This window comes from Asticcacaulis sp. SL142 (assembly GCF_026625745.1).
Lineage (GTDB): Bacteria > Pseudomonadota > Alphaproteobacteria > Caulobacterales > Caulobacteraceae > Asticcacaulis.
Genome location: NZ_CP113061.1, coordinates 253727 through 277826, shown reverse-complemented (window position 1 = coordinate 277826; position 24100 = coordinate 253727). Strand labels below are relative to the sequence as shown.

General features: G+C 57.3%; 18 protein-coding genes and 1 pseudogene. 11 read left to right on the top strand and 8 right to left on the bottom strand.

The genetic code is table 11. The features are described 5' to 3' along the window. Nucleotides 1–12: 12 nt before the first annotated feature. The 6 genes from purL (at nucleotide 13) to OVA03_RS01175 (ending at nucleotide 5657) form a co-directional block, all read left to right on the top strand. Nucleotides 13–2253, top strand: coding sequence for a phosphoribosylformylglycinamidine synthase subunit PurL (purL, locus tag OVA03_RS01200; protein ID WP_267526411.1), 2241 nt, complete (start codon nucleotides 13–15; stop codon nucleotides 2251–2253). 162 nt (nucleotides 2254–2415) lie between these two features. Beyond that, the gene (locus tag OVA03_RS01195; RefSeq protein WP_267526410.1) at nucleotides 2416–2646 is read left to right on the top strand and encodes a BolA family transcriptional regulator; all 231 of its coding nucleotides are present in this window, start codon (nucleotides 2416–2418) and stop codon (nucleotides 2644–2646) included. 13 nt (nucleotides 2647–2659) lie between these two features. Beyond that, nucleotides 2660–3574, top strand: coding sequence for an aldo/keto reductase (locus tag OVA03_RS01190; RefSeq protein WP_267526409.1), 915 nt, complete (start codon nucleotides 2660–2662; stop codon nucleotides 3572–3574). A gap of 57 nt (nucleotides 3575–3631) precedes the next feature. Further along, nucleotides 3632–3973 (top strand): Grx4 family monothiol glutaredoxin, encoded by a 342-nt coding sequence (gene grxD, locus OVA03_RS01185; protein WP_267526408.1) that lies wholly within the window; start codon nucleotides 3632–3634, stop codon nucleotides 3971–3973. A gap of 115 nt (nucleotides 3974–4088) precedes the next feature. After that, the gene (locus tag OVA03_RS01180; protein ID WP_267526407.1) at nucleotides 4089–5282 is read left to right on the top strand and encodes a tetratricopeptide repeat protein; all 1194 of its coding nucleotides are present in this window, start codon (nucleotides 4089–4091) and stop codon (nucleotides 5280–5282) included. A gap of 33 nt (nucleotides 5283–5315) precedes the next feature. Continuing rightward, the gene (locus tag OVA03_RS01175; RefSeq protein WP_267526406.1) at nucleotides 5316–5657 is read left to right on the top strand and encodes a hypothetical protein; all 342 of its coding nucleotides are present in this window, start codon (nucleotides 5316–5318) and stop codon (nucleotides 5655–5657) included. Between the two features lie 3 nt (nucleotides 5658–5660). Here the strand turns inward: OVA03_RS01175 and OVA03_RS01170 are convergent, their stop codons facing one another. Together OVA03_RS01170 and rpsD are read right to left on the bottom strand one after the other, a co-directional pair. Continuing rightward, nucleotides 5661–7679 (bottom strand): acyltransferase family protein, encoded by a 2019-nt coding sequence (locus tag OVA03_RS01170; RefSeq protein WP_267526405.1) that lies wholly within the window; start codon nucleotides 7677–7679, stop codon nucleotides 5661–5663. A 413-nt stretch (nucleotides 7680–8092) separates the two neighbouring features. Continuing rightward, nucleotides 8093–8710 (bottom strand): 30S ribosomal protein S4, encoded by a 618-nt coding sequence (gene rpsD, locus OVA03_RS01165; RefSeq protein ID WP_267526404.1) that lies wholly within the window; start codon nucleotides 8708–8710, stop codon nucleotides 8093–8095. A gap of 263 nt (nucleotides 8711–8973) precedes the next feature. On the opposite strand from rpsD, the gene OVA03_RS01160 reads away from it, so the two are divergent. Continuing rightward, nucleotides 8974–9954 carry an SDR family oxidoreductase gene (locus OVA03_RS01160; RefSeq protein WP_267526403.1) on the top strand — a complete coding sequence of 327 codons (981 nt, stop codon included), beginning with the start codon at nucleotides 8974–8976 and terminating at the stop codon, nucleotides 9952–9954. Nucleotides 9955–9986: 32 nt separating this feature from the next. Here OVA03_RS01160 and OVA03_RS01155 read toward each other — a convergent pair whose 3' ends face one another. From OVA03_RS01155 to OVA03_RS01140, 4 genes and pseudogenes are all read right to left on the bottom strand, one after another. Further along, nucleotides 9987–11279, bottom strand: a complete 1293-nt coding sequence (locus OVA03_RS01155) for a hemolysin family protein (protein WP_267526402.1) — start codon at nucleotides 11277–11279, stop codon at nucleotides 9987–9989. A gap of 304 nt (nucleotides 11280–11583) precedes the next feature. After that, a complete protein-coding gene (fghA, locus tag OVA03_RS01150; RefSeq protein ID WP_267526401.1) occupies nucleotides 11584–12417 on the bottom strand; it encodes an S-formylglutathione hydrolase in 834 nt (277 codons plus the stop codon). A 3-nt stretch (nucleotides 12418–12420) separates the two neighbouring features. Next, nucleotides 12421–13185, bottom strand: a complete 765-nt coding sequence (locus OVA03_RS01145) for a GNAT family N-acetyltransferase (RefSeq protein WP_267526400.1) — start codon at nucleotides 13183–13185, stop codon at nucleotides 12421–12423. Nucleotides 13186–13211: 26 nt separating this feature from the next. Next, nucleotides 13212–14322: pseudogene (locus tag OVA03_RS01140) on the bottom strand (S-(hydroxymethyl)glutathione dehydrogenase/class III alcohol dehydrogenase). A gap of 207 nt (nucleotides 14323–14529) precedes the next feature. Between OVA03_RS01140 and OVA03_RS01135 the strand changes: the two are divergent. From OVA03_RS01135 to OVA03_RS01125, 3 genes are all read left to right on the top strand, one after another. Further along, nucleotides 14530–16203: a methyl-accepting chemotaxis protein gene (locus OVA03_RS01135; RefSeq protein WP_267526399.1), complete on the top strand. Its 1674-nt coding sequence runs from the start codon at nucleotides 14530–14532 to the stop codon at nucleotides 16201–16203. A gap of 191 nt (nucleotides 16204–16394) precedes the next feature. Next, nucleotides 16395–17093 carry a response regulator gene (locus tag OVA03_RS01130; protein ID WP_267526398.1) on the top strand — a complete coding sequence of 233 codons (699 nt, stop codon included), beginning with the start codon at nucleotides 16395–16397 and terminating at the stop codon, nucleotides 17091–17093. Nucleotides 17094–17096: 3 nt separating this feature from the next. Further along, nucleotides 17097–18464 (top strand): ATP-binding protein, encoded by a 1368-nt coding sequence (locus tag OVA03_RS01125; protein ID WP_420710450.1) that lies wholly within the window; start codon nucleotides 17097–17099, stop codon nucleotides 18462–18464. On the opposite strand, the gene OVA03_RS01120 is transcribed toward OVA03_RS01125, so the two are convergent. Beyond that, entirely contained in the window at nucleotides 18461–19873 is a 1413-nt protein-coding gene (locus OVA03_RS01120) for a purple acid phosphatase family protein (protein WP_267526397.1), read from the bottom strand. The genes OVA03_RS01125 and OVA03_RS01120 overlap by 4 nt on opposite strands. Before the next feature lie 79 nt (nucleotides 19874–19952). Then, the gene (locus OVA03_RS01115; protein ID WP_267526396.1) at nucleotides 19953–22778 is read right to left on the bottom strand and encodes a TonB-dependent receptor; all 2826 of its coding nucleotides are present in this window, start codon (nucleotides 22776–22778) and stop codon (nucleotides 19953–19955) included. A gap of 224 nt (nucleotides 22779–23002) precedes the next feature. Here OVA03_RS01115 and OVA03_RS01110 point away from each other — a divergent pair, with 224 nt between their 5' ends. Further along, nucleotides 23003–24097, top strand: coding sequence for a phytase (locus OVA03_RS01110; protein ID WP_267526395.1), 1095 nt, complete (start codon nucleotides 23003–23005; stop codon nucleotides 24095–24097). Nucleotides 24098–24100: the final 3 nt, after the last annotated feature.

The window sequence follows — 24100 nt, the reverse complement described above, 5'->3', positions numbered from 1 at the left end:
AAGCCGCGCCTTATGAGCACGACACCCTCCCCCACCGCCGCCGCCCCGAAACCCACCTCCAAGTCGATGGCCGATTACGCCGCTGAATTCGGTCTGAAGCCTGATGAATATCAGGTCATTCTCGACCGACTGGGGCGTGAGCCGAACTATGTTGAGTTGGGCGTGTTTTCGGTCATGTGGTCGGAGCACTGCTCCTACAAATCCTCGCGCCTGCACCTGAAGAAGTTTCCGGTCACCGGCGATCGCGTCATCTGCGGGCCGGGTGAAAACGCTGGCGTCGTCGATATTGATGACGGTCAGGCGTGTATCTTCAAGATGGAATCGCACAACCACCCGTCCTATATCGAGCCCTATCAGGGGGCCGCAACCGGTGTGGGCGGCATCATGCGCGACGTGTTCACTATGGGCGCGCGCCCGGTCGCTCTGCTCAACGCTCTACGTTTCGGTGAACCCGATCACCCCAAGACCAAGCGCATCGTCGAAGGTGTCGTCGCCGGTATCGGCGGCTATGGCAATTGCGTCGGCGTGCCAACCGTAGCCGGTGAGACCAACTTCCATTCCGGCTATAACGGCAATGTGCTGGTCAACGCCATGTGCGTGGGTCTGGCCGATGCCGATAAGATTTTCTATTCCGCCGCCCCGGAACCCGGCCTGCCGGTCGTTTATTTCGGCTCCAAGACCGGCCGCGACGGCATCCACGGTGCGACCATGTCGTCGGCTGAGTTCACTGAGGACTCTGAGGAAAAACGCCCCACGGTTCAGGTCGGTGATCCGTTCGCCGAAAAGCTGCTGATCGAAGCCACGCTGGAGCTGATGGCCACGGGGGCCGTCGCCGCCATTCAGGACATGGGGGCTGCGGGCCTCACCTCATCCTCGGTCGAAATGGCCGGTAAGGGCGGGCTTGGGATCACCCTCGACCTCGATAAGGTGCCGCAGCGCGAAGAAAACATGTCGGCCTATGAGATGATGCTGTCGGAATCGCAGGAGCGTATGCTGGCCATCCTCAAGCCCGGCCGCGAAGCCGATGGTTACCGTGTCTTTGAAAAATGGGGCCTGGATGCCGCCGTGATCGGGGAAACCAACACCTCTGGCCGCATTGTCCTGACCCACAAGGGCGAGGTTGTGTGCGATCTGCCGCTGGCCCCATTATCGGACGATGCGCCACTCTATGACCGCCCGTGGGTTGAGCCCAAGTGCGAACCCGAACTGACGGCAGCGGATATCCCCGCTCCGGCGAACCTGAACGATGCCCTGTTGGCTATGATATCCTCGCCAGACATGTCGTCCAAGCGCTGGTTGTGGGAACAATATGACCGTCACGTCATGGCAGACACCCTGGCCGATTCCTCGACTGGCCACGATGCGGGTATGATCCGCGTCCACGGCACCAAAAAAGCGCTGGCGGTCACGTCTGACTGCACCCCGCGCTACGTCAAGGCTAATCCCTATGAAGGCGGCAAGCAGGCCGTGGCCGAAGCGTGGCGCAATCTGACGGCGGTTGGCGCTGACCCGATCGCCATCACCGACAATCTCAATTTCGGCAGCCCTGAAAAGCCTGAGACCATGGGCCAGATCGTGCGCGCCATCGACGGCATGGCCGAAGCCTGCCGTGAGTTAGTCTTCCCGGTCGTATCGGGCAATGTCTCGCTCTATAACGAAACCAATGGCGTCTCCATCCCGCCGACCCCAACTGTCGGTGCCGTCGGCCTGCTGAAAGACTATGATCAGCGCGCGGGCTACAACAGCCTCAAGGCCGGTCAGGTGCTAGTGCTGATCGGGGCGACCGTGGGTGAGATGGGGTCGTCCATTTACTTGCGTGAAGTCCACGGCATTGAAGCCGGTGCGCCGCCGAAAGTTGATTTAAAGGCTGAAAAGCGCAACGGCGATTTCGTGCGTGATTTGATCAAAACCAAAGCCGTCACCGCCGTTCATGACCTGAGTGATGGCGGCCTGCTGATTGCCGCACTCGAAATGGGACTGGCCTCAAAGGTCGGGGTTGAACTTAAAAATACGTCCGACCGCGATGACCACGTGTTCGCCTTTGCCGAAGATCAGGCCCGCTATCTGGTCGGCACCGACGAAGCCGCGGCCCACGCCCTGTTGGCGCGTGCGGCAGATGCTGGCGTCCCGGCGCAGGTGGTAGGTCTGGCGACCGGCAGTGATCTAATCTATGCGGGCCTGTCGCTTAGCCTGTCGTCGATCAAGGCTGCCCATGAAGCGTGGTTACCCGCCTATATGGGCGCGGCCTCCTAAGCTCACATAAACCAACAGCCGTCCAAAGTTACAAAAAAGGCTGCCATTGATTGAAATATCCGCCCGCAAACCCAATTAAGCGGTAACCCTAACGCCAGTGTTAACCTTCGGGTCATAACCATAGCGCTAAGGTTTACCCTGTCATAGCCTTTGAGTCTGTTCATGCCCATTGCCCAAAGCGATCTCGAAACCCTTCTGAAAACAGCCTTCCCACAGGCTGAGATTGAGGTTGTCGATCTGGCCGGTGATGGCGATCACTATAAGGCGATTATTGCTGACGCCTCGTTTGCGGGCCTCAGCAAGGTCAAGCAGCACCAGAGCGTCTATGCCGCATTAAAGGGTCGCGTCGGGGAGGAAATTCACGCCCTGGCGTTAGAGACCCGCGCCCCCTGACGGAGCGCCCGCGATGCGATACCGCCCTTTTGGACGTTCAGGTATGGCGCTATCGACCGTAGGCCTGCGCCTGAGCTGGGACACGTTCAATAAAAACCGTAATACAGCGGCGGCCCTGATGACCGCAGCGCTCGAAAACGGCATCAACACCTTCCATTTCGACACCACCGATCTTGAGTTGCTCAAACTGGCGGCTGAGGTGTTTTCGGTCGTCGATCGCAAGCTTTTGTTTATCGGCTGCACCGCGCATGGCCGCACCATTGACGGGCCTGCCACCAGCTATGAACTGGTCCCATTGCGCTCGCGCCTCAAGGGGGCGATCAAGGACTCCGGCCTGATGTGGCTCGACATGCTGGCGTTTGAGCGGCCCATCAACTACGTCCTGCCCGAAGACAGCCGCGCCTTTTTGAGAAGTCTCAAAGAAGCCCGTATGCTGCGTTACGCCTGCGCCACGGTCGATGTCGCCGACATGGACGAAGTGATCATGAGCGGGGATTTCAACGTCATCGACACGCGCTTTGACCTTGATACCTCATGGGATAAGCGCAACCTGATGGACAAGGCGGTCGCCAGCGACATGTCGATCATCGCCCGCGACTATTATCCCGATGCCTATAAAAAAGCCTCCGACCTCATGCCCGCGGACGGCAAGAAATCGTGGTTCTTTAAGAAACCTGAAAACCCACTGACCGGCGCTGGCACCTATGCCTTTCTGCACCAGACCCCGGACTGGACGGCGGAGGAACTGTGCCTGTCCTACGCCCTGCACCAGACCGCTATTTCCTGCGTGCTGATTGAGCCGAAATCGGTGGACCAACTGGAACTGCTGGCGCAGGTGCCGGAGCGCCATATGCCCTCCTCCGTCCCGGCCCAGATCGAAATGGCCCGCTTTACCGAGCATGGACCGAAAAACCGGGTTAAGGCCTAGATTTTATAGTCTGACGCGCCTATATCGAAGTCATACATTTATGCGGAGCCTGATACCGTGAGCACAGACATTAACACCGAAGCCCAGCAATTTATTGAGACGACGATCAAGACCAATCCGGTCGTCCTGTTCATGAAGGGCACGCCCGATGCGCCGCGCTGCGGGTTCTCCTCGCTGGTGGTGCAGGTTCTGGATCATCTGGGCGTCGAATTTGCCGGCGTAGACGTGCTTCAGGACGAGGCCATCCGCGATGGCATCAAGGCCTATACCGACTGGCCGACCATCCCTCAGCTTTATGTCGCCGAAGAATTTGTAGGCGGCGCTGATATCGTGCGCGAAATGTTCCAGTCCGGCGAGCTCAAGCAACTGATGACCGATAAGGGCATCGTCGCCGCTTAAGGGCATTTTATAACTCAATTTAAGGCCTGGCTTCGTGCCGGGCCTTTTTTATTGACGTTCCCATATCACAACCCTAACCTGAACGTTGAGGTAAGGCTTTATGGGGGACTAGGGGATGACGACAAAGACTTTAGCGGCGACGTGCGCGCTTTTGATGATGGCGAGCACACCTGCCATGGCCGACGACTGGCTGAAAGTTGAAACCGACCACTTCATCATCCATAGCAACGATGGCGCGGGCCAGACCCGAAACTATGCCCGTGAACTGGAAAACTTTCACTACACGCTTGGCCAGCTTTATAAAGCCAAGAACAGCGAAGAGAAGATAGGCCCCCAGTTTGAGCTTTTCCTGTTAAAGCGCCGTGAGGACATGAAGCAGGTGTGGCCAACTGTCGATGAAACCGTGGCCGGTTTCTACTCACACTGCAACGAAGGCGCTATCGCCTATTCCGCCACCGATTTGCGCGACGAGGCTGGTGGAAACTTCATGCGCACCGTTGCTGATCGCCCGGATGGATTTAAGACCGATATGGAGGTATTGTACCACGAGTATGCGCACCATTTCATGTTTGCGCACTATTCGACACCTTATCCGGCATGGTTCGTCGAAGGCTTCGCCGAGTATTTTAAGACCACCCGCTTCGATGGCAACCGCGTCAGCATCGGCTACGTCAGTCCCAGCCGTTACACGACCTTATTTACGTCCAACTGGTTTGACTACAGCGATATTCTGCGTGGTACGGCACGGCGCGAAACCGCCAATGACAGTTTTAAATTCTATGCCCAATCGTGGCTTCTGGCCCACTACATCCTGACGTCTCAGGAACGGGTCAAGGCTTTTAAGGCTTACGTCACCGACTATAATGCCGGTAAGGACCCGATTGTGGCGTTTGAGGCGCATATGGGCGTAAAGCCATCCGAACTACAAAAAACGCTGAAAGACTACCTCAGCAAGGGCACGCCGGTGATTTCGTTCACCTTTGATGACATACCCGATCCCTCGCTAAATCTGACACGATTACCTAAAAGCGCCAATAAGATGCTTCTGTGGCAGTCGGCGTTAAAGGTCTGTCCGCGCAAAGACTACCGGGCCAGTTTACTGGAAAACATCAGCACCGAATATAAGCTTTATCCCACCGACAGATTGGCGCAACTGACCTATGCGCGGGCGGAAATTCAGTTGGGAGACCCCCGGCTGGCCGAGCCGATACTGACCAAAATACTTGCCGAAGAGCCCGCCAATGCCGAGGCGCAATATCTGACCGGACGGCTTTATTTTGCCCTCGCCTCGACCGCTGGCAATGATTAGGTCGCGTCCTATTTCGTCAGGGCCCGTAATGCTTTGGGTGCCGCCTATAAGCTGTCCCCCCATGACGCGCCAACCCTGTACTATCTGTCTCGCGTCCAGATAAACCGGCCTGACTATCCCAATGATACCGCCCTTAACGCCGCGATTCAGGCATCAGATCTGTCACCGTCAACTGAAGCCTATGCTCTGCATGCGGCCTATATACTCATCCAGAAAGACCGGCCACAGGATGCTGTGACCCTGCTTACGCCGGTTGCGAACAACCCGCACGGTGGCAAAATGGCGCAACGCCTAGGGCTGGTCATAAAAGCTATAGAGGCTAATAAGCCCAAAGCCGATGTGATAGAGCTACTTAATGGTGGGGATACGGACTAAACCTTAAGTCCCCAGCATCTGTACGATATCCGACGACAGGAAATCGGCACCGTAGCCGTTCAGATGCAGGTTGTCGTAATAAAGCGGTTTACCGCCTTTTTCCGAGGCGCATCCCTCAGAACTGGTTGAGCACAACCTTTGGGCCGGATCGTAGAATGTCACCCCGCTCTTGATCACCTGACGGTCCAAAAGCCCGCGCGCTACCCGTGTGCGTTTGAGGTGGTCCTCCAGAGACAGCCCCGGCAGGTCATGATTGCGGCGCGCACTTTTGATAGAAGAGAACATGTAACGCGGCACATGATGGCTCATTTGCGGGATGGGATAAACCACAATGATCTTTTTGCCGGCCTTGAGGTAGGCGTCGAACTCACGGTCCATGACGGCGCCAATGGCCGCGGCGCGCTCAGGCTCCCGGCGCCCTCGTACCAGTTCCGGCCGCTCCGCCGAGGTATAGCACTGGCGGGCCTCCGGACAACTGAAGTAGTCGGCCCAGTTCGATACCACAATAACCGTGTCGATATTTTTCGATTCCAGAATATATTGATGGGCCTTGGTGTGAAACTTAGCGCATGGCTCCGGATCTTCGCGGCGGATGAGGCCAGCAAATGGCGGGCAACCGGTCCAGGTAAACTGCTGCATGCCGATCGGCTGCCCGGTCAGGTGCTCCGCCAGTTTCCACGATACCTCGGTCGACATACTGTCGCCCACCACCGCTACGGTTCGGCCCGACGTGTCGCCAAACTGGCAATAGCTGTCAAAAGAGGTCGGTATCCGGTTCAGGCAGTCCTTGCCATAGGGGCTGGTATATTCATTGCCGGCCGAAATCATGCGCTCTTCTGCGCTCAGGCGCTGCGGCAGGCCACCGGTGGCATGCAGAGTTAGCCCCACTGCCACCAGCCCCATCGCACAGGCCGCGGCACCGGCAAATAGCTGACGCTTAGGGAGCTTAAGCCCCTTGCGGAAGGGCTGTTCGATATACCGCCACGTCAGATAGGCCAACCCCAGCGACAACACAGTCAAGACAATGTAGCCCTTAGTCGACACCCCATCCGGCGACAGCAGGCGCGCGAACACGAATACCGGCTGATGCCACAGATAGGCGCTGTAGCTTATCAACCCGATGCCGACGAAAAAGGGCTGCGTCAAAATCCGGTAAGCCCACGTCCCGTCCCGCGCAAACCCGATAACCAGCATAGCGCCGCTCACCGGAATAAGGGTCAACAGGCCGGGCCAGGGGATAAAATGCTCAATCACCAGGATCGGGGTGATTATCATGGCCAGCCCTGCCAAGGACAGAACCTGACGCACGTCCGGTCGCATCATCAGTTGGAGCCCACGGGCGACTAGTGGTGGATAGCCCCTCTCACCGCCCTGATTTTGCATCCCCAGCGCCAGCAAGGCCCCCGCCAGCAACTCCCACGCCCGGCTTGGCAGCAGGTAAAAGGTCGCGTTGGGATCATGACGCCAGTTATATTCCGCCCAGATCAGGCTGATCAGCGCCGCCACGCCGAGAATAGCCATAAGGTAACGACGCGCAAACCGCCATATCGCAAACAACACGAGCGGGAACAGCAGGTAAAATTGCTCCTCAACCGCCAGAGACCAGGTATGGAGGAAGGGCTTATATTCCGCCGCCCCTTCGAAATAGCCGCTTTCGCCCAGAAAAAACACATTGGACAGGAACAGGTTGACGGCAATCAGGCTCTGGCCGAAGTCACGGAACTCTTCGGGCAGCATAGTAAACCAAGCAAACGGGATCGACACGACCATGACAAGGATCAGCGCCGGCGCAATGCGTCGCACGCGCCGTTCGTAAAACTTCAGCAACGAGAACCGCCCCTCGGCGATTTCATCGGCCAGTATGCGCGTGATCAGATAACCGCTGATCACAAAAAACACGTCCACGCCGACGAACCCGCCTGAAAACAGCGAAAATCCGGCATGACCGAAGATCACCGGCAGTATCGCCAGCGCTCTCAGCCCATCTATTTCGGGCCTGTATTTATCTCGTATATACGTCAAAGCCAGCCTCACGAACTGCTGCAGCGACGCGTCTGCGCCACCCGGGTTTTCTGCCCGTGCATTAGTCAAAAGCCAGTGCTGTTCGTTTCCCCGATACCGTTCAAAATGCGAACGGCCCCTCAAAAGCGCGCGGATTCAAAAGTTTCTGCCTTGCGCGCCCGGCCAGCCTTTTAAGCCGACCATAAGCGTTATGCTACCGTACAAACACGCAACGCTACATTTACCATAAAGTCGCAGAACCTTACGGATACACAATTTTATGGCCTGTGGATAGTTAAATAATGCACAGCAACAATTTCACAATCTGGGCGGTGCCATATTAGTTTTATTGCTCGCAACCCCGCCGCGTGATGACAATAAAAAAGGCTCCGGAAAACCCGGAGCCTTTTGATCTTTATCCTGACGGACAAACCTTACGACGAATAGTATTCGACGACCAGGTTCGGTTCCATCTTGACAGGATAAGGGACTTCCGACAGTTCCGGCATGCGGATGTAGGTTGCCTTCATACCCTTGGCGTCCAGCTCGATATAGTCCGGCACATCGCGCTCAGGCGATTGCAGGGCTTCGAGAACCAGAGCCATGTTGCGCGAACGCTCACGGACCTCAACCACATCGCCGACCTTGACGCGGTAGGACGCGATGTTGACGCGCTTACCGTTCACCAGAACGTGACCATGGTTGACGAACTGACGGGCCGCCCAAACGGTCGGCACGAACTTGGCGCGGTAAACCACGGCGTCCAGACGCGACTCAAGCAGCGAGATCAGGTTTTCAGAGGTGTTGCCCTTACGGCGATCGGCCTCTTCATAGGTCTTGGAGAATTGCTTTTCGGTGATGTTACCGTAGTAACCCTTCAACTTTTGCTTGGCGCGAAGCTGGATACCGAAATCGGAGATCTTTTGCTTGCGACGCTGACCGTGCTGGCCGGGGCCATAGGAGCGCTTGTTGACGGGAGACTTAGGACGGCCCCACAGGTTTTCACCCATGACGCGGTCGAGTTTGTACTTAGCGGCATGGCGCTTAGACATATCGTAGACCTTATCAAACCCTGACCGGCTTAAAGCCCTTATGCTTCAAGCGATTTCAACGGCGGCGCAGGATCAATCCGTACTAAATTCGAAATAATCCGAATTTGAAGCGGCGCTTATGACGGCTGAGGCCTTAAGAGTCAAGACCGCAGCCCACAGGGGTCATGGTTTTTACACTTAAGCCCGCCAAAACTATCGTTTATTGACCGGGCTTAGCGTCTAATGCGCACAAGGGCGGGCGCAATTCAAAAGGCGCGCACATTATGACACCACTGGACTATAAGGCCGAGGCCGAAGCCACGGCGCAAACCCATCAGGACATTCAGGCCAAAGCCGACAAAGCCGAACGCACGGCACCGGACAGCCCGTCATCGGGCGCCATGCAGGCCGGTGCCCGCGAATATCCCGTTCCGCCCCTGCCCGCCCAGCACCTGATGAAGCCGGGCCTTGAGTCCGATCTGCAACTTAAACCCATGTATGATGCACCCTATTATACAGGCTCCGGCAAGCTTAAGGGCAAGGCTGCCCTGATTACCGGCGGGGATTCCGGCATTGGGCGTTCGGTCGCCATTCTATATGCCCGCGAAGGGGCCGATGTGGCCATCGTCTACCTCAGTGAACACCGCGATGCCGAAGACACCAAGGCCATGGTCGAGGCCGAAGGCGGTCGCTGTCTGATCATTTCCGGCGACGTCGGCGAACGCGAGTTTTGTTTCGCCGCCGTCAAACAAACCGTCGAAGCGTTCGGCAGACTCGACATACTCGTCAACAACGCCGCTTTTCAGTTGCACGCCGAGGCGTTCGAGGACATCACCGAAGAGCGGCTGGATAAGACCCTGAAAACCAATCTTTACGGTTATTTCCATATGGCTCAGGCTGCCACTGAGCATCTGCCGAATGGCGGGGCGATCATCAATACCGGCTCGGTCACCGGTATTCAGGGCTCAAAACAATTGATCGATTATTCCCTAACCAAGGGCGGTATCCATGCCTTTACCCGTGCCTTGTCCGGCAACCTGATCCCCAAGGGCATCCGCGTCAACGCGGTGGCCCCCGGCCCGGTCTGGACGCCGCTTAATCCGGCCGACAAACGGGCCGAAGATGTCGCCCATTTTGGCGAAAGCGTGCCGATGAAACGTCCAGCCCAACCCGAAGAAATCGCGCCAGCCTATGTCTTTCTGGCCTCGCCCCAGATGTCGAGCTACATTACCGGCGAGATCCTGCCGGTGATAGGTGGATATTAAAAAAGCCGCCAGTGCGAACTGGCGGCTTTTTCCTATCTGTTTTCCGGATGAAACAGCACCTTATCGATGCGGCGTTCGTCCATATCGACGATTTCAATATCATAGGGCCCGACGCGGACGATCTCACCCTCTTTCGGGAACCGGCCCAGTTCGTTGAGAATAAGCCCCGCCACGGTATGAAAGCCCGCGCCGGATTCAAAATTCTCACCAATGGCGTCGCCCAGTTCCATAAGATCGGCCCGACCATCGACCAGAAATGATCCATCCTCACGGCGCACGATCATCAACCGACCATCGTCATGAGCCTCATCGAAATCACCGGCGATCATTTCCAGCAGGTCAGTCGGGGTCAGAACCCCTTCGATGGTGCCAAATTCATTGACGACCAATGCGATGTGCACCTTTGAGCCTTTAAACAGTTCCAGCGCGTGCAGCAGCGACGTGGTGTCCGGAATAAAGATCGGATCGTGGACCAGCGCCTCCAGATTGAACTTTTCCCCGCGCATAAAGGCATCGGCAATGTCGCGTTTATGGGCGACACCGACCGGATTTTCAAAGTCCTGACCGCGCACCACCACAAAGCGCGAATAGGGGCAGGCGCGGATATCATCGATCACCACCGCTTCGGGGTCGTCCAGCGACACCCAGTAAACTTCGGGGCGCGGCGTCATGGCCACACGCACCACCCGGTCGCCCAGTCGCATGACTTCGGTCATCATCTGCTGCTCGGCGGGTTCGATCAGGCCAGCCCCCATGCCTTCGGCAAGCGCCGTTTCGACCTCTTCCTGAGTGATGGTCTCACCCTTTTCGTCCTTGATGCCCAGCACCCGCAGCACCAGCGTCGTTGATCCGGTCAGCAGGGTCACAAACGGCCCCATCGCCATCGCCATCCATGATAAAGGCTGGGCCACGACGCCTGCGATCGTTTCAGGGAAAATCAGCGCCACCCGTTTGGGCACCAGTTCCCCCACAATCAGCGACAGATAGGTCAGGATAACGACCACGATGCCGGTGGATATACCCTCAGAATAGGGCGCCAAGGCCGGTACGCTGGTTTCCAGAATCTTATCCAGCTCACTGGCAATGGTCGCCTGACCATAGGCACCGGCCAGAATACCTATCAACGTAATCCCCACCTGAACGGCCGACAGAAACCGGGTTGGGTCATCCGACAGCTTCAGGGCGGCCTGTGCGCCCTTATCCCCCCGGTCAGCACGGCTTTGGAGTTTAGCACGGCGGGACGAAACAACCGCCAGTTCAGACATGGCAAATATGCCGTTCAGCACTACCAGCAGCAGCACAACAGCACAGGCAAAAAGTAACATTGAGGGAGAATTCCAGACGAAGCCTTATTCGGCTCCGCCTGTAAGGGTAATCATTAAGCTTAGCAGATGCAATAAATTACCCTGAAATTTTCAGGGGGTTGCAGCTAACAGTTTCGTTATTTCAGCCTGACTCAGGCTGAAATACAAATAAATCCGTGTGATCTTTCTCCTCCCCATTTTATGGGGAGGTGGCGAGTTTACGAGACGGAGGGGTATTGTCGATGATGGTATACCCCTCCGTCAGCCCTTCCGGACTGACACCTCCCCATAAAATGGGGAGGAGGTTGAGGCTTTTAAATTGTAATTATCCCTTGAGCCTTTCAGCATGGAACGCCAGATGGTCATCAATGAAGCTGGCGATAAAATAATAGCTGTGGTCATAGCCCGCGTGGCGGCGCACGGTGATCTTTTGACCCACGCCGGACGCGGCCTGCTCCAGCAGGTGTGGCTTTAACTGGGTTTCCAGAAACTGATCGCCAAGTCCCTGATCAATCAGGATATCATCAAAGCTGGATGCCCGCCCCTGCGCGATCAATGCCGCCGCGTCGTGGCGTTGCCATGCGATTCGGTCTTCCCCCAGATAGGCGGTGAGCGCCTTTTGCCCCCACGGACAGTTAAGGGGCGAAGCGATCGGCGCAAAGGCCGACACCGACTTGAAATGATGCGGGTGGTTCATGGCCAAGGTCAGCGCACCATGCCCGCCCATAGAATGGCCACTTAAGCCCACACGCGTCATATCCGCCGGAAAATGCTCAGATACCAAGGCCAGCACATCCTTGGTGACATAGGATTCCATCTGAAAATGCGCAGCCCACGGGGCCTCAGTGGCATCGACATAAAACCCCGCCCCCTGCCCCAGATCATAGCCCTCATCATTGGCCACATCGTCGCCGCGCGGAGAGGTATCTGGGGCGACAATCATCAACCCCAGTTCGGCGGCGCGTTTATAGGCTCCGGCCTTTTCGGTGAAATTATTGGCCGTACAGGTCAGGCCCGACAGCCACACCAGCACCGGATGCGGCCCATCACCGGATGGCACGAACACGCTTAAGGCCATCGACGTACCGGTAGAGGCAGAATCATGACGGACAAATTTGAGATCGCCGCCAAAAAGGCGGTGATGAGCCGTGACTTCCATGATTTAACTATCCTTTACCGGCCGACGCATATCGACCGACGGCAGGGACACCCCGCCCAGATCGATATCGACCGCACCCGCCCGCTCAAAGCCCAGCTTGGCGTAAAAGGCTTCGGCATTCAGGCCCGACAAGCAACGGATTTCCCGCACCCCGGCATTGGCAATCAGGCTGCGGCAATGGCGGAACAGCTTGCGCCCCAGACCAAAGCCCGAAAAATCAGGATGGACGGCGAAATGGCGGATATGGGCGACACCTTCAATGACCTCACCGCTAACCGGATCTTCCATCGTCCAGCCGCCCGATGCCACCACCTGACCGTCCATGTCGGCCAGCACATAAAATGTCCCGCTGGTCAAAAGCTTGGGGTTGATTTTCGATATGGTCGGCAAGACCGCATCGACCAGATCCGTGCCATAAGACCTGCGCAAGCCTTCGGCAAAGGCAGTCTCCAGCATGTCTTCGATCTCTTCGCGGTCTTCGGGCCGGGCGACACTGATCTCCAGCGACTGGGCGTATTCCTTATCGGCCCCAGCCTCAAAGCCATAGAGGATATGCTCCTCCCACGGCCATTGGCCTTTCCAGCCTTTTTCAAGGCAGGCTGAATGGGCCCAGAAATCCTGCGCCAGGGGGGCGAACTTATCGGCCCGCCAATGCGGCATCCAGGTCGCCGTCAGCATGACGGCTGAGCTTTCATCCTCAATCGCCACGCCGCAAAATACGCAGTGAAATTCGTGTGCGTCCACGATATCGTCGTCATCGTCCGTCATGTTCGTCTGTCGATTCCCTTAACTACTTAAAAGACTACGACAGAACGGATACTTTCGCCACGGTGCATCAGGTCAAAGGCCTCATTGATTTTCTCTAAGGGCAGTATGTGGGTTATCATCGGGTCGATCTCCGATCTTGCCGTCCATGTACCAGTCAACAATCTTTGGCACATCGGTACGCCCGCGCGCCCCGCCAAAGGCCGAGCCTTTCCACACGCGCCCCGTCACCAGTTGGAACGGACGGGTCTTGATCTCAGCGCCAGAGGGGGCCACGCCGATGATGATGCTTTCGCCCCAACCGCGGTGGCAGGCTTCCAGCGCCTGACGCATGACCTCGACATTGCCGGTGCAGTCAAAGGTGTAGTCTGCCCCGCCGCCGGTCAGTTCGACCAGATGGGCCACGATATCGCCGTCAATTTTCTTGGGGTTGACGAAATGGGTCATGCCAAAGCGCTTACCCCACTCGGCCTTATCGTCATTGATATCGACGCCAACAATCTTATCGGCGCCGACCATCTTAAGGCCCTGAATGACATTAAGCCCGATCCCGCCCAGACCAAAGACCACCGCATTGGCGCCCGGCTCAACCTGAGCCGTATTGGTCACCGCCCCCACCCCGGTCGTCACGCCGCAGCCGATATAGCAGACGCTTTGGAAGGGGGCATCAGTGCGGATCTTGGCCAGCGCGATTTCCGGCATGACCGTATGATTAGCAAAGGTAGAGCAGCCCATATAGTGGTGGATCGCCTGCCCTTTGTAGGAAAACCGTGACGTGCCGTCCGGCATGAGCCCCTTACCCTGAGTTGCGCGAATCGCCGTGCACAGATTCGTCTTACGCGACAGGCACGACTTACACTGGCGACATTCGGGCGTGTAAAGCGGGATAACATGGTCGCCCGGCTTTAAGGAAACGACGCCCGGACCGACCTCAACCACCACGCCCGCCCCTTCGTGACCGAGGATCGAGGGGAACAACCCTTCCGAATCCAGCCCATCCAGCGTGTAGGCATCAGTGTGGCAAATGCCGGTTGCTTTTATCTCGACCAGAACCTCACCGAATTTCGGACCTTCCAGATCAACCTCCACGATTTCTAAGGGCTTTTTGGCTTCAAAGGCAACGGCGGCGCGGGTCTTCATGGGGTATCCTTTTAAGGGCAAAATTCTAAGGGCATGGTAACATGTCACATGCCCGGCGCCAGTGTTTATATTTGAAATTATTTTCCAATGAAATCAGAATATTGATCTACCCCCACAACTGAACGTGATGGTCAAAACTCAGCTTTTGTTAACGATGATTGGCTATGTTAGCCACAGCCTTGAGTTTCGCTTAAACGGGACAAACCCATGACCATAAAGACCAGAATTCTCGCCCTAGTTGCAGCCTTTGCCCTGATGGCCAGCGCGATTACCGGCCTCGGCCTGATCACCATCGGCGATTACGATAAGATGATTGACGACTACGGCAGCGCCTATGAAAACGCCTATAATGGTGAACGCCTGAACCGCCTTGTGACGGCGGTCGTGATGGAGTCACGCGGCGTCTACATGGCCAAAGATACTGACGGCGCCAAAAAGTTCGCCGATGGCATTGACAGCAATCTGGATGAAATAACGGTGCTGCTCTCGACCTGGAAAACCAATCTGTACGGCGATGAACTACCGGAATTCACCAAGGTCGAAGCCCGCGCTCAGGAGTTCAATAAATTCCGCCGCGAAACCTCACGCCTTGGCCGCGAAGTCTCACCGCAGGCGGCGAACGAACAGGGCAATAACGAAGCCAACCGTGAAAACCGCAAAGCTTTCCAAAAGGAAATCGACGCTATGGTCAAGACCATCCGCGCCGATCTGGATCGCTCGGAAGCGGCCATCAATAAATATAACGACACCCGCGCCATGCTGTTTCTGCTGATGGCCGCGTCGGGCATTGTCTTTCTGGTGTGCGCCTCGCTGTGGGTGGCCATCAACTCGATTTCCCGTCCACTCCAGAACGTCACCGGCAGCGTCAATAAAATCTCCGACGGCGCTTATGATACGGTTATTCCCGAAGCTAAGGGCAAGGACGAAATCTCCAGCCTGTGGCGCTCGATCCGCGTTCTGCGCGATCGCGCTGTTGAAGCCGAAGCACTGAAAGGCGAACAGCAACTGGCCGAAAAACGCGCCTACGCTGAACTGATGCAAGAGCGCAATCGCATCGCGTCTGAGTTTGAAAAGCATATGGGTGAACTGGCAACCCGCTTCATCAACTCCTCCCGCACGGTGGCTGACGCCGCCCGCGGCCTGTCGGAAAACGCCGACGATACCAATCACCGCGCTGCGTCGGTGTCGTCGGCCGCGATCGAGGCCGCCAACAACGTCCAGAACGTCGCCGCCGCCACCGAAGAACTGTCGGCCAGCGTCGGTGAAATCAACCAGCAGGTCATTCGCACCTCAGAAGTCACCCGTCTGGCGGTTGATGAGGCCCAGAAGACCGAACAGGCCATCCAGACTCTTCAGGTCGCGGCCAATGAAATCGGTGAGGTCATCAACCTGATCCAGGCCATCGCCGCCCAGACCAACCTTTTGGCGCTCAACGCCACCATCGAGTCGGCCCGTGCCGGTGAGGCTGGCAAAGGCTTTGCGGTCGTGGCGTCCGAGGTCAAGCAACTGGCCCAGCAAACCGCCAAGGCTACCGATGATATCCGTACCAAGATCTCGGAAATCCAGTCGGCAACCACCATCACCGTGAGTTCCATTGACGCGATTGTCCGCACCATTGAAACCATCGGCCAGTTGACCTCATCGATCGCGGCTTCGGTTGAACAGCAAGGGGCTGCGACCAATGAAATCGCCAACAACACCAATCTGGCGGCCTCTGGCACCCGCGACGTGACCGGCCATATCACCGGTGTCGGCAAAGCCGCCCAATCGACCGGCGAAGCGGCACAATCCCTGCTCAGCCTGTCGTCTGACCTCGAAGGCCGTTCCGAAGACCTTCAGGCCGAGGTGGTCAGCTTCGTGACCCGCCTGCGCGCCGCGTAAAAAACCGTCGGCATCAAAGACCCGATCCCTCGCAGCCCCGGCTGCGGGGGATTTTTGTCCTGATATTTTCGGTAATCACTGTTGAGTGAGCATTTGAGGACGGCACACGCAATTGGCTTTACATTTTTAACCGATTGGTCATGTCTATCATCAGACTATAAGCGATCATAATTAAAGAGAGGACATGAGTTTTGAGTCCCGCGCCAACCTCCGAAGCCACCGCCCGCCATCTGCTGGTCGTCGATGACGACGACCGTATCCGCACCCTGCTCAAGGAATTTCTGACGCGGCAGGGCTTTCGCGTCACCGCCGCTGCCCACGCCGACGCCGCCAAGCGCATGTTGCAGTTGCTGGATTTCGACCTTTTGATTCTCGATGTCATGATGCCGGGCGAAGACGGTTTTTCGTTGTCGAAATGGGTGCGGGCCAATTCCAACGTGCCGATCCTGATCCTGACCGCGCGCGGTTTGCCTGACGACCGGATCATGGGACTGTCGCTGGGGGCCGATGATTATCTGTCCAAGCCGTTTGAACCACAGGAACTGCTGCTGCGGATCGAGGCGATCCTGCGCCGTACCGGTGTGAAGCCTGCTTTGCCGCGTGAGATTCACATCGGGGCCTTTACCTTTGATCTTGAGCGCTCGGAACTGACCAAAAGCGGCGCCCTGGTGCGCCTGACCGAGGCCGAGGCGCAGTTACTGAAATATCTGGCCGAACGGGCTAATGTGCCGGTCGATCGGATGGAACTGGCCAAGGACAGCGTCGATACCACCGGCCGCGCCGTTGATGTTCAGGTTACCCGCCTGCGCCGTAAGATTGAAAACGATCCTAAAAACCCGCGCTATCTGCAAACCGTGCGCGGCAAGGGCTATATGCTGGCGCCTGATTAAGTTATGAAACTGCGCCTGCCCAAACTCAGCCTGTGGCCCAAGTTCATTAAGCGCAGCATCCCCAAGACCTTGTGGGGGCGCGCCCTGCTAATCATCGTCCTGCCGATCGGACTGATGCAGTTTGCCGTGACCTGGGCATTTTTTGACATGCACTGGGAAACCGTGACGGCGCGCCTATCCGAAGGGCTGGTCGGCGATATCGTCTGGGCGGTCGATGCGTATGAAGCCGACCCCAAACCTGAGACCATGGCCCGGATATCCGAGCAGGCCCAAAAGGCCATGCAGTTGTCCATCGTCTACCAGCCGCGCAAAACTCTGCCTGATCGAAAGCGGCCTAATCCGTGGGCCGCCCTTGACCGCTCACTCAAGTACGCGTTGCAGAACCAGCTTGACGATCCGTTCTGGTTCGACACCACCCGCTATCCCGGCGCGGTCGATATCCGCGTTCAGGTCGATGGCGGGGTCATGCGCATTATCGCCCCCCGTGAGCGGGCCTTTGCCACGCGCGCCCATATCTTTATCCTGTGGATGGGCGGGGCGACCTTTATTCTGACCACGATTTCGATCCTGTTTATCCGCAATCAGGTCCGTGCCATTGAGCGCCTGTCCCACGCCGCCGAAGCCTTCGGTAAGGGTGAGGACGACCCCGGTTTCAAGCCCTATGGGGCGGCTGAGGTGCGCGCCGCCGCCCATGCCTTCCTTAAGATGAAGGCCCGTATCCAACGCCATATCGAACAGCGCACCACCCTGCTGGCGTCGGTGTCCCACGATTTGCGCACGCCGTTGACACGCCTGAAACTGGAACTGGCCATGGCCCCGCAGGATTCGGCGACTGAGCGCATGAAGCAGGATGTGTCGGAAATGGCCTACATGATCGACGAATATCTGGCCTTTGCCCGCGGTGAGATGCAGGATACGCAGGACGATGTTTCGATCAACGGTTTGCTGACCACGCTCAATGACAATATCGAACGCTCAGGCCATAAGCTGAAACTGTCGCCGCTCAGCGAAGATGTCACCCTGTCGGCTCGTGAAATGGGCCTTCAGCGCGCCTTGACCAATCTGGTCATGAACGGCTTTCACCACGCTGGGACCGTGGCGGTTAGCGCCGAGGTCGAGGTCAGAACCAATAACACCCGCATCCTGCATATCTATGTCGATGACGATGGCCCCGGTATTGCCCCCGATAAGCGCGACGACGCCATGAAGGCGTTTTCGCGTCTGGATGCCGCCCGCAACCAGAACATCAAGGGCGTGGGCCTTGGGCTGTCGATCGCGCAGGATATCATCCGCGGGCACGGCGGCGAATTGGTTCTGGATCAGAGCCCGCTGGGCGGGCTCCGGGCCGATATCAGATTACCAGTCGCCTAATCCTTGGGGTCAGCCACGCAGGCCCCGCCGTCCGGCCCAACGGTACCGGTGCATTTACGGGTCGCCAGCATGGGCTCTTTCAATTCAAGCAGACGGTTGGTACCGTCCTTGCGGCGCTCAAGATCAAAGCCGTCATAGAGCTTGCCTGACGCCGTATAGGTGCGGAACTTCAGCCGTGATGCCTCGACATCAACAATCTGATAAAGCTCGGTCGCCTCGGCCACCTTATCGGGCTGAGTACCGGAACGATTATTCAGACCGTACATCTTTGAGCCGGTGACGGAAACCAGATAGACCGGCCCCTGGGCCTTACCACCTTTGCGGGCGGTGATGCCCGCCGCACGACCGGCCTCAGAACTCAGGCGACTATAGCAATGGTCATGGCCTTGCAGCACCAGATCGACCTTATGCTTATCAAACACCGGCTTCCAGGCGGCCTTGAGCACTTCGGTATCGTTCGGACGCGCACAGGTAAAGATCGGCTGGTGGAACAGCACAAAGTTCCAGTTGGCTTTGCTGTCAGTCAGGGTCTTATCGAGCCACTGGGTTTGGGATTGAAGCTGCCCCATATCAAGCGCCGCCGTGCCATCCAGCACGATGAACCGCACGCCCTGATAATCCACAAAATAGGTGGTTTTATCAGCCCCCGCCGCGCCATTGGACGGCAAAGCAAATTGCACCGGCCAGTGCGGCCCCAATTTGCGCGATTCCGTGCCATCGGGCAGGATCAGGTCGGCATATTCGTGGTTTCCGGTCGCCGGAATCTGCGGCACCATAGAATAGTTATAGCCACCGGCCTGCGTCCACTCGCCCCACTCATCGTCGTGATCCAGATTATCGCGCTGGGCCACCAGATCGCCAGCATGGACTACCAGACTTATCTTCCCTTCATGGAAACCCTGACGAATCACGCGCGACGCAAAGGTCAGGATGCCGTTCTGGGTATCGCCCAGATACATGAACCGGAACGGCTCTGGCGTCGTTTTGGCCGTCTTGAACTGCTGCCATTCGCTCCAGCCCGCTGAGCCCTTGACCCGGTAGGCATAGACGGTATCGGGCATAAGCCCTGTAAAGCGCACCTGCTGATAGTGGGCCAGACCATTGGAGGACGGGAAATAGGTGGTAGTGCCGGTAACGATCTGCGCCTTTTCCTCAAGCGTCGGACCATCGACCGCCACCGCGATTTGGGCCTCCGCCGTGCGTTGCAGGCTGTCGGTGCGGAACGATACCGCCATCTCAGCCGCCGGATTAGCCCCCGGCGTCAGGACGATCCGGTCGGGGATCGATTTCACACCATAAGGCAGACCGGCGGTGCGGGGAATTTGCAGCGGCGGCAGATCGTCGGCAAAGGCTGCGAGCGGCGCAAACAGTACTGCCCCGCACAGGAGCGCGGACAGGATGGATTTCATGGCGATCTCTCCAAATAGACAAAGGCAGCGCCCTCACCTTTCGGTAAGGACACTGCCCCCACAGTTTCTACTTTGAATTTTAGTAGTTGAACTTCACACCGAACTTGGTGGTCCAGCTATATTCTTCGTACTGCAGCAGACGCTGACGGCCACCGAAGTTGTTATAGGCGGTGTAGGTCGCGTCATTGGCATTGACCAGCTCAGCAAAGACACGAACATTGTCGGTCACCTTGTACTTTGCCGACAGGTCAAGCTGGAAGTGATCCTTGATGTAGCGGTCTTCTTCAGCCGAACCGCCCAGTTCATCCAGATAACCCGAACGATAGGCACCGGCGGCACGCAGAGATAGCGGGCCTTTTTCATAGCCCAGCACCAGGTTGGCCGTTTGCTTGGCCGAAGCCGGCAGCGGAATGGTGCGACCATTCACGTCGCCTTCGGCATCCGTATAGGTGTAGTTGGCGCTGACCAGCAGGCCATCCCACGGCGAGGCTAAGAAGGTGAAGGCTTGCGAATAGGCCAGTTCCACCCCGAAGACATCAGCTTCACCGCCGTTGATGGCGTATTCAGCCTCATCATAAGCCACACCGTTATAGACACCGGCGTCATCCGTGCTGAAATCAACGATGAAGTCCTTGATCTTCTTAGCAAAGATTCCGCCCTGAATGACGCCTTCCTTAGCGAAGTAGTATTCCAGAGAGGCGTCGAAGTTGGTCGCCTTATACGGATCAAGATCCGGGTTCCCAAAGACCGCCGAGACTTCGTTGTCCTCTACGTTTTCTTCAAGCACGAAGCGCGGGGCCATCTTGCCGAAGCTTGGGCGCATCAGCGACTGAGACACGGCGGCGCGGGCGACCAGCTTGTCGTTGACATTATAGCGCACGTTCACGCTGGGCAAGACGTCGGTGTAATCCTTCTTGAAGGCCACCGGCGACACGACAAAGGTGACATCGCCATCATCATCGATCGTGCGGGCCGTTGTACCGCTCATGCTGAGCTTGGTTTGCTCGACGCGCACACCACCGATGACACGCAAAGCGCCGTTGTCATAGCGGCCCTGAACATAACCGGCATAGATGTCTTCGCTGCCGTCATAGTCTTCGACAGTCGAAGCGATTTCGCTGTCGATATCAGAACGCTCGAAATTAGCCGCATTAGCGCTGGCCAGATTGCGAACCTTACCGAGATCAGGCACGACGCCGATATCGGCCAGGCCATAGGTCGGCGTACCGGCGACATCGGCCAGGGTCAGGTCACCGTCGTAACCGTCATAGATGTCATAGGTCATGTCGAGCGACTTATCGCGCTGACGGACCTTACCACCGAACTTCACCTCGAACGTGCCTTGCGACAGGTTCATGGTGCGGGCCGCGTCGAAACGCAGCGCCAGTTCTTCGTCCTCGGCGCTTTCATCGCTGGTGCGCTCATAGGCCGTCATGGTGTAGCGGGTCGGATCGTTAAAGATCGCCGCGCCTGTGGTTACCGCATAGCTGGGGCGGGTCAGGTCGTTATAATCAAACGTCACGCCGATCTGGTTTGCGCCTTGCTGATAGCGGGCACGGAAGCGCATCGGATCGATCGAACCGTCCTCAGATTGTGAGGCGGTCGAATAGCTCAGGTCGTAGGTGAACTTCCAGGCATCCAGGAAGGTCTTGCCGCCAAATGCGATATTGCTGGTCTCCTGCCATTCGCGACGGTCCTTGATATCGCGGCGGATTTCGATGCGGCCCGCCGAACCGGAACCGGACAGGAAGGTCGCCTTGTTATCGGCAGCGGTCGGGTTCAGGTCGTCGATCTTGAAGATCAGGCGGTTACGCAGTTCGGTATCATCAAACTTCGAGTAGAAGCTGCGCAGATACAGTGAAGTATTTTCGCTGACGCGGTAATCGAAGTTCAGGGTGAAGCCGTAACGCTCGCGCTCAACATCATAATCGCGGTATTCCAGCGTGCGGGCGAAAGCGGCGTCGCCGCTGCCGTCCCAGTCTGCAGCTTCGATATTGTCGGTGGCGAACTTACGCTTATAGTAGCTCAGGCCACCGGCAACGCCGAGGTTGTCGGTCAGCTTCTTCGAGAAATCGAGACCGGCTTTGGGCGAGGTTTCTTCATTCTGGTCATTATAAGACCCTTCGAGCGTGGCCGAGAACATGTCTTTCTTGCGGTCGAACGCCGAAACCGTGTTGATTTCGATCGACGCGCCGATGGTGTCACCGTCCATGTCCGGGGTCAGCGACTTTTTGATGTCGATCGATTCGATCAGTTCAGCCGGGATAACGTCCATGGCTACCGAACGGTCATCGCCGCCGGTCGACAGGATACGGTTGCCGTTGATCGAGGCTGAGTTCAGGTTCGGGTCAAGGCCGCGCACCGACACAAAGCGGCCTTCGCCCTGATCGTTCAGGACGTTGACGCCCGTAGCGCGACGCATGGCTTCGGCGACGTTCTGGTCAGGGAACTGCCCCATGGAGTCTTTCGACAGGGTCGTCTGAACCGTATCGGAAGAGCGCTGACGCGAAATGGAGGACGACAGGTTAGCGCGCTGACCGACGATCAGAACCTCGACCACGTCACCATCAACGGCCTTAAGGGCGAACTGAGCGGATACGTCACCCGTTTCCGCAACCGTAATGCTCTGGGTCTGGTCTTCAGCGCCGGTGTAGCGGACGCGTAAGCTATAGGTGCCGGCGGGGACGCTGGCGAAACGGAAGGAACCGTCGGCCTGAACCGTGGCGGTCTGGCCCAGTTCGACCAGGACCACTTCAGCACCGCGCAGGGCGCTAGTGCCCGAAGCGTCGGTGACCGAACCGGACACGGTGCCCGCAACGGCCGATGATACGGCGACGGCCGAAACCAGAGCGGTCGATGCAAACAGCACCGCATTCAGGTTACGGGATGAGAATTTAAACGACATACATGCCCCCAATTGGCAAGTTAAACTTAACTGGGGCTAGTACTAAGGGGCCATGACAGATTTATTACAAAGGTCACTTTCAACGACATGCATGCCACCACTGTGACCAAATTACCAGACGCGTCCGGGCGTATTCCATGGAACCATCAGGCGTAATTTTACGGGTACATTTTCGAAAATAGCTGATAATAGGCCCGTTAAACTTGGAAAACGGAGCTTCTGGAATGGCCTTTTTACACCTCAATGACAGATTTAAGACAATCCTCCTAGGGGGGCTGTCGGCCATCGCTCTGTCGGGCTGCATCCACTCCGAACTGATTTCCGACTCCAAAAAAATGACGCAAGGCACAGGTACGCCGGTATTGGCCTCAGCAGAGACCATCGCGGTCGGCACCGGGGCTGCCGATGCCGCCGATGATCCCGAAATCTACGTCAACCGCTATCAGCCTGACACGCCCGTTATTCTGGGCACCGACAAGAAGGCCGGACTTTATGTCTATAATATCGACGGCAGCGTGCGTGATTTTGCGCCCGTCGGCCCGCTCAACAATGTTGATCTGCTGGAAATGGACGGTCAGGTTCTGATCGGCACGTCCGACCGTGTGAAGAACGGCGTCGCCCTGTTTGGTCTGGATAAAGACCTGAAACTGCGCAACCTCGGTTTTGTCAGTCTGCCGACGTCTGAGGCTTACGGCTTCTGCATGGCCGCCGTCAATTTCGGCGATAAGACTAGCCCGGTCGTTGTCGTGGTCGGTCAGCGCGGTGATGTCGCCGTCGCCCGCCTGAATGATGTGGGTGGCTATTCAATCATTGACACCCAGCGCTTTGAGGTCGGCTCCCAATCCGAAGGCTGCGTCATCGATGCCAAGACCGGCGCGCTCTATATCGGCGAAGAAGCCAAGGGCATCTGGCGCTATGACGTCAGATCGCCGTCTAATGCCACCCGCGTACACTTTGCCCCTGCGCCATCCGACATTCTTAAACCCGATGTTGAGGGTCTGACCCTGATGCATGAAGGCGACAAGACCTATCTGATTGCCTCGTCTCAGGGCGACTCGGCCTTTGCGGTATGGCAGGTCGATGGCGATCCGGTCTACAAAGGCCGCTTCTCGGTCATGGCCGGCAACGGTATCGATGCGGTTACCGGCACCGATGGCGTCGCGGCCCGCGGCGGTCCGGTTGGCCCCTACCCCAATGGCATTATTGTCATGCAGGATGACGTTGATTCCGATGGCGAAGCCGCCTCCACCACCCGCGTGAAGCAAAACTTCAAGATCGTGGACTGGAACAACGTCAAGGCCGCGCTCAACATTCAGTAAGGC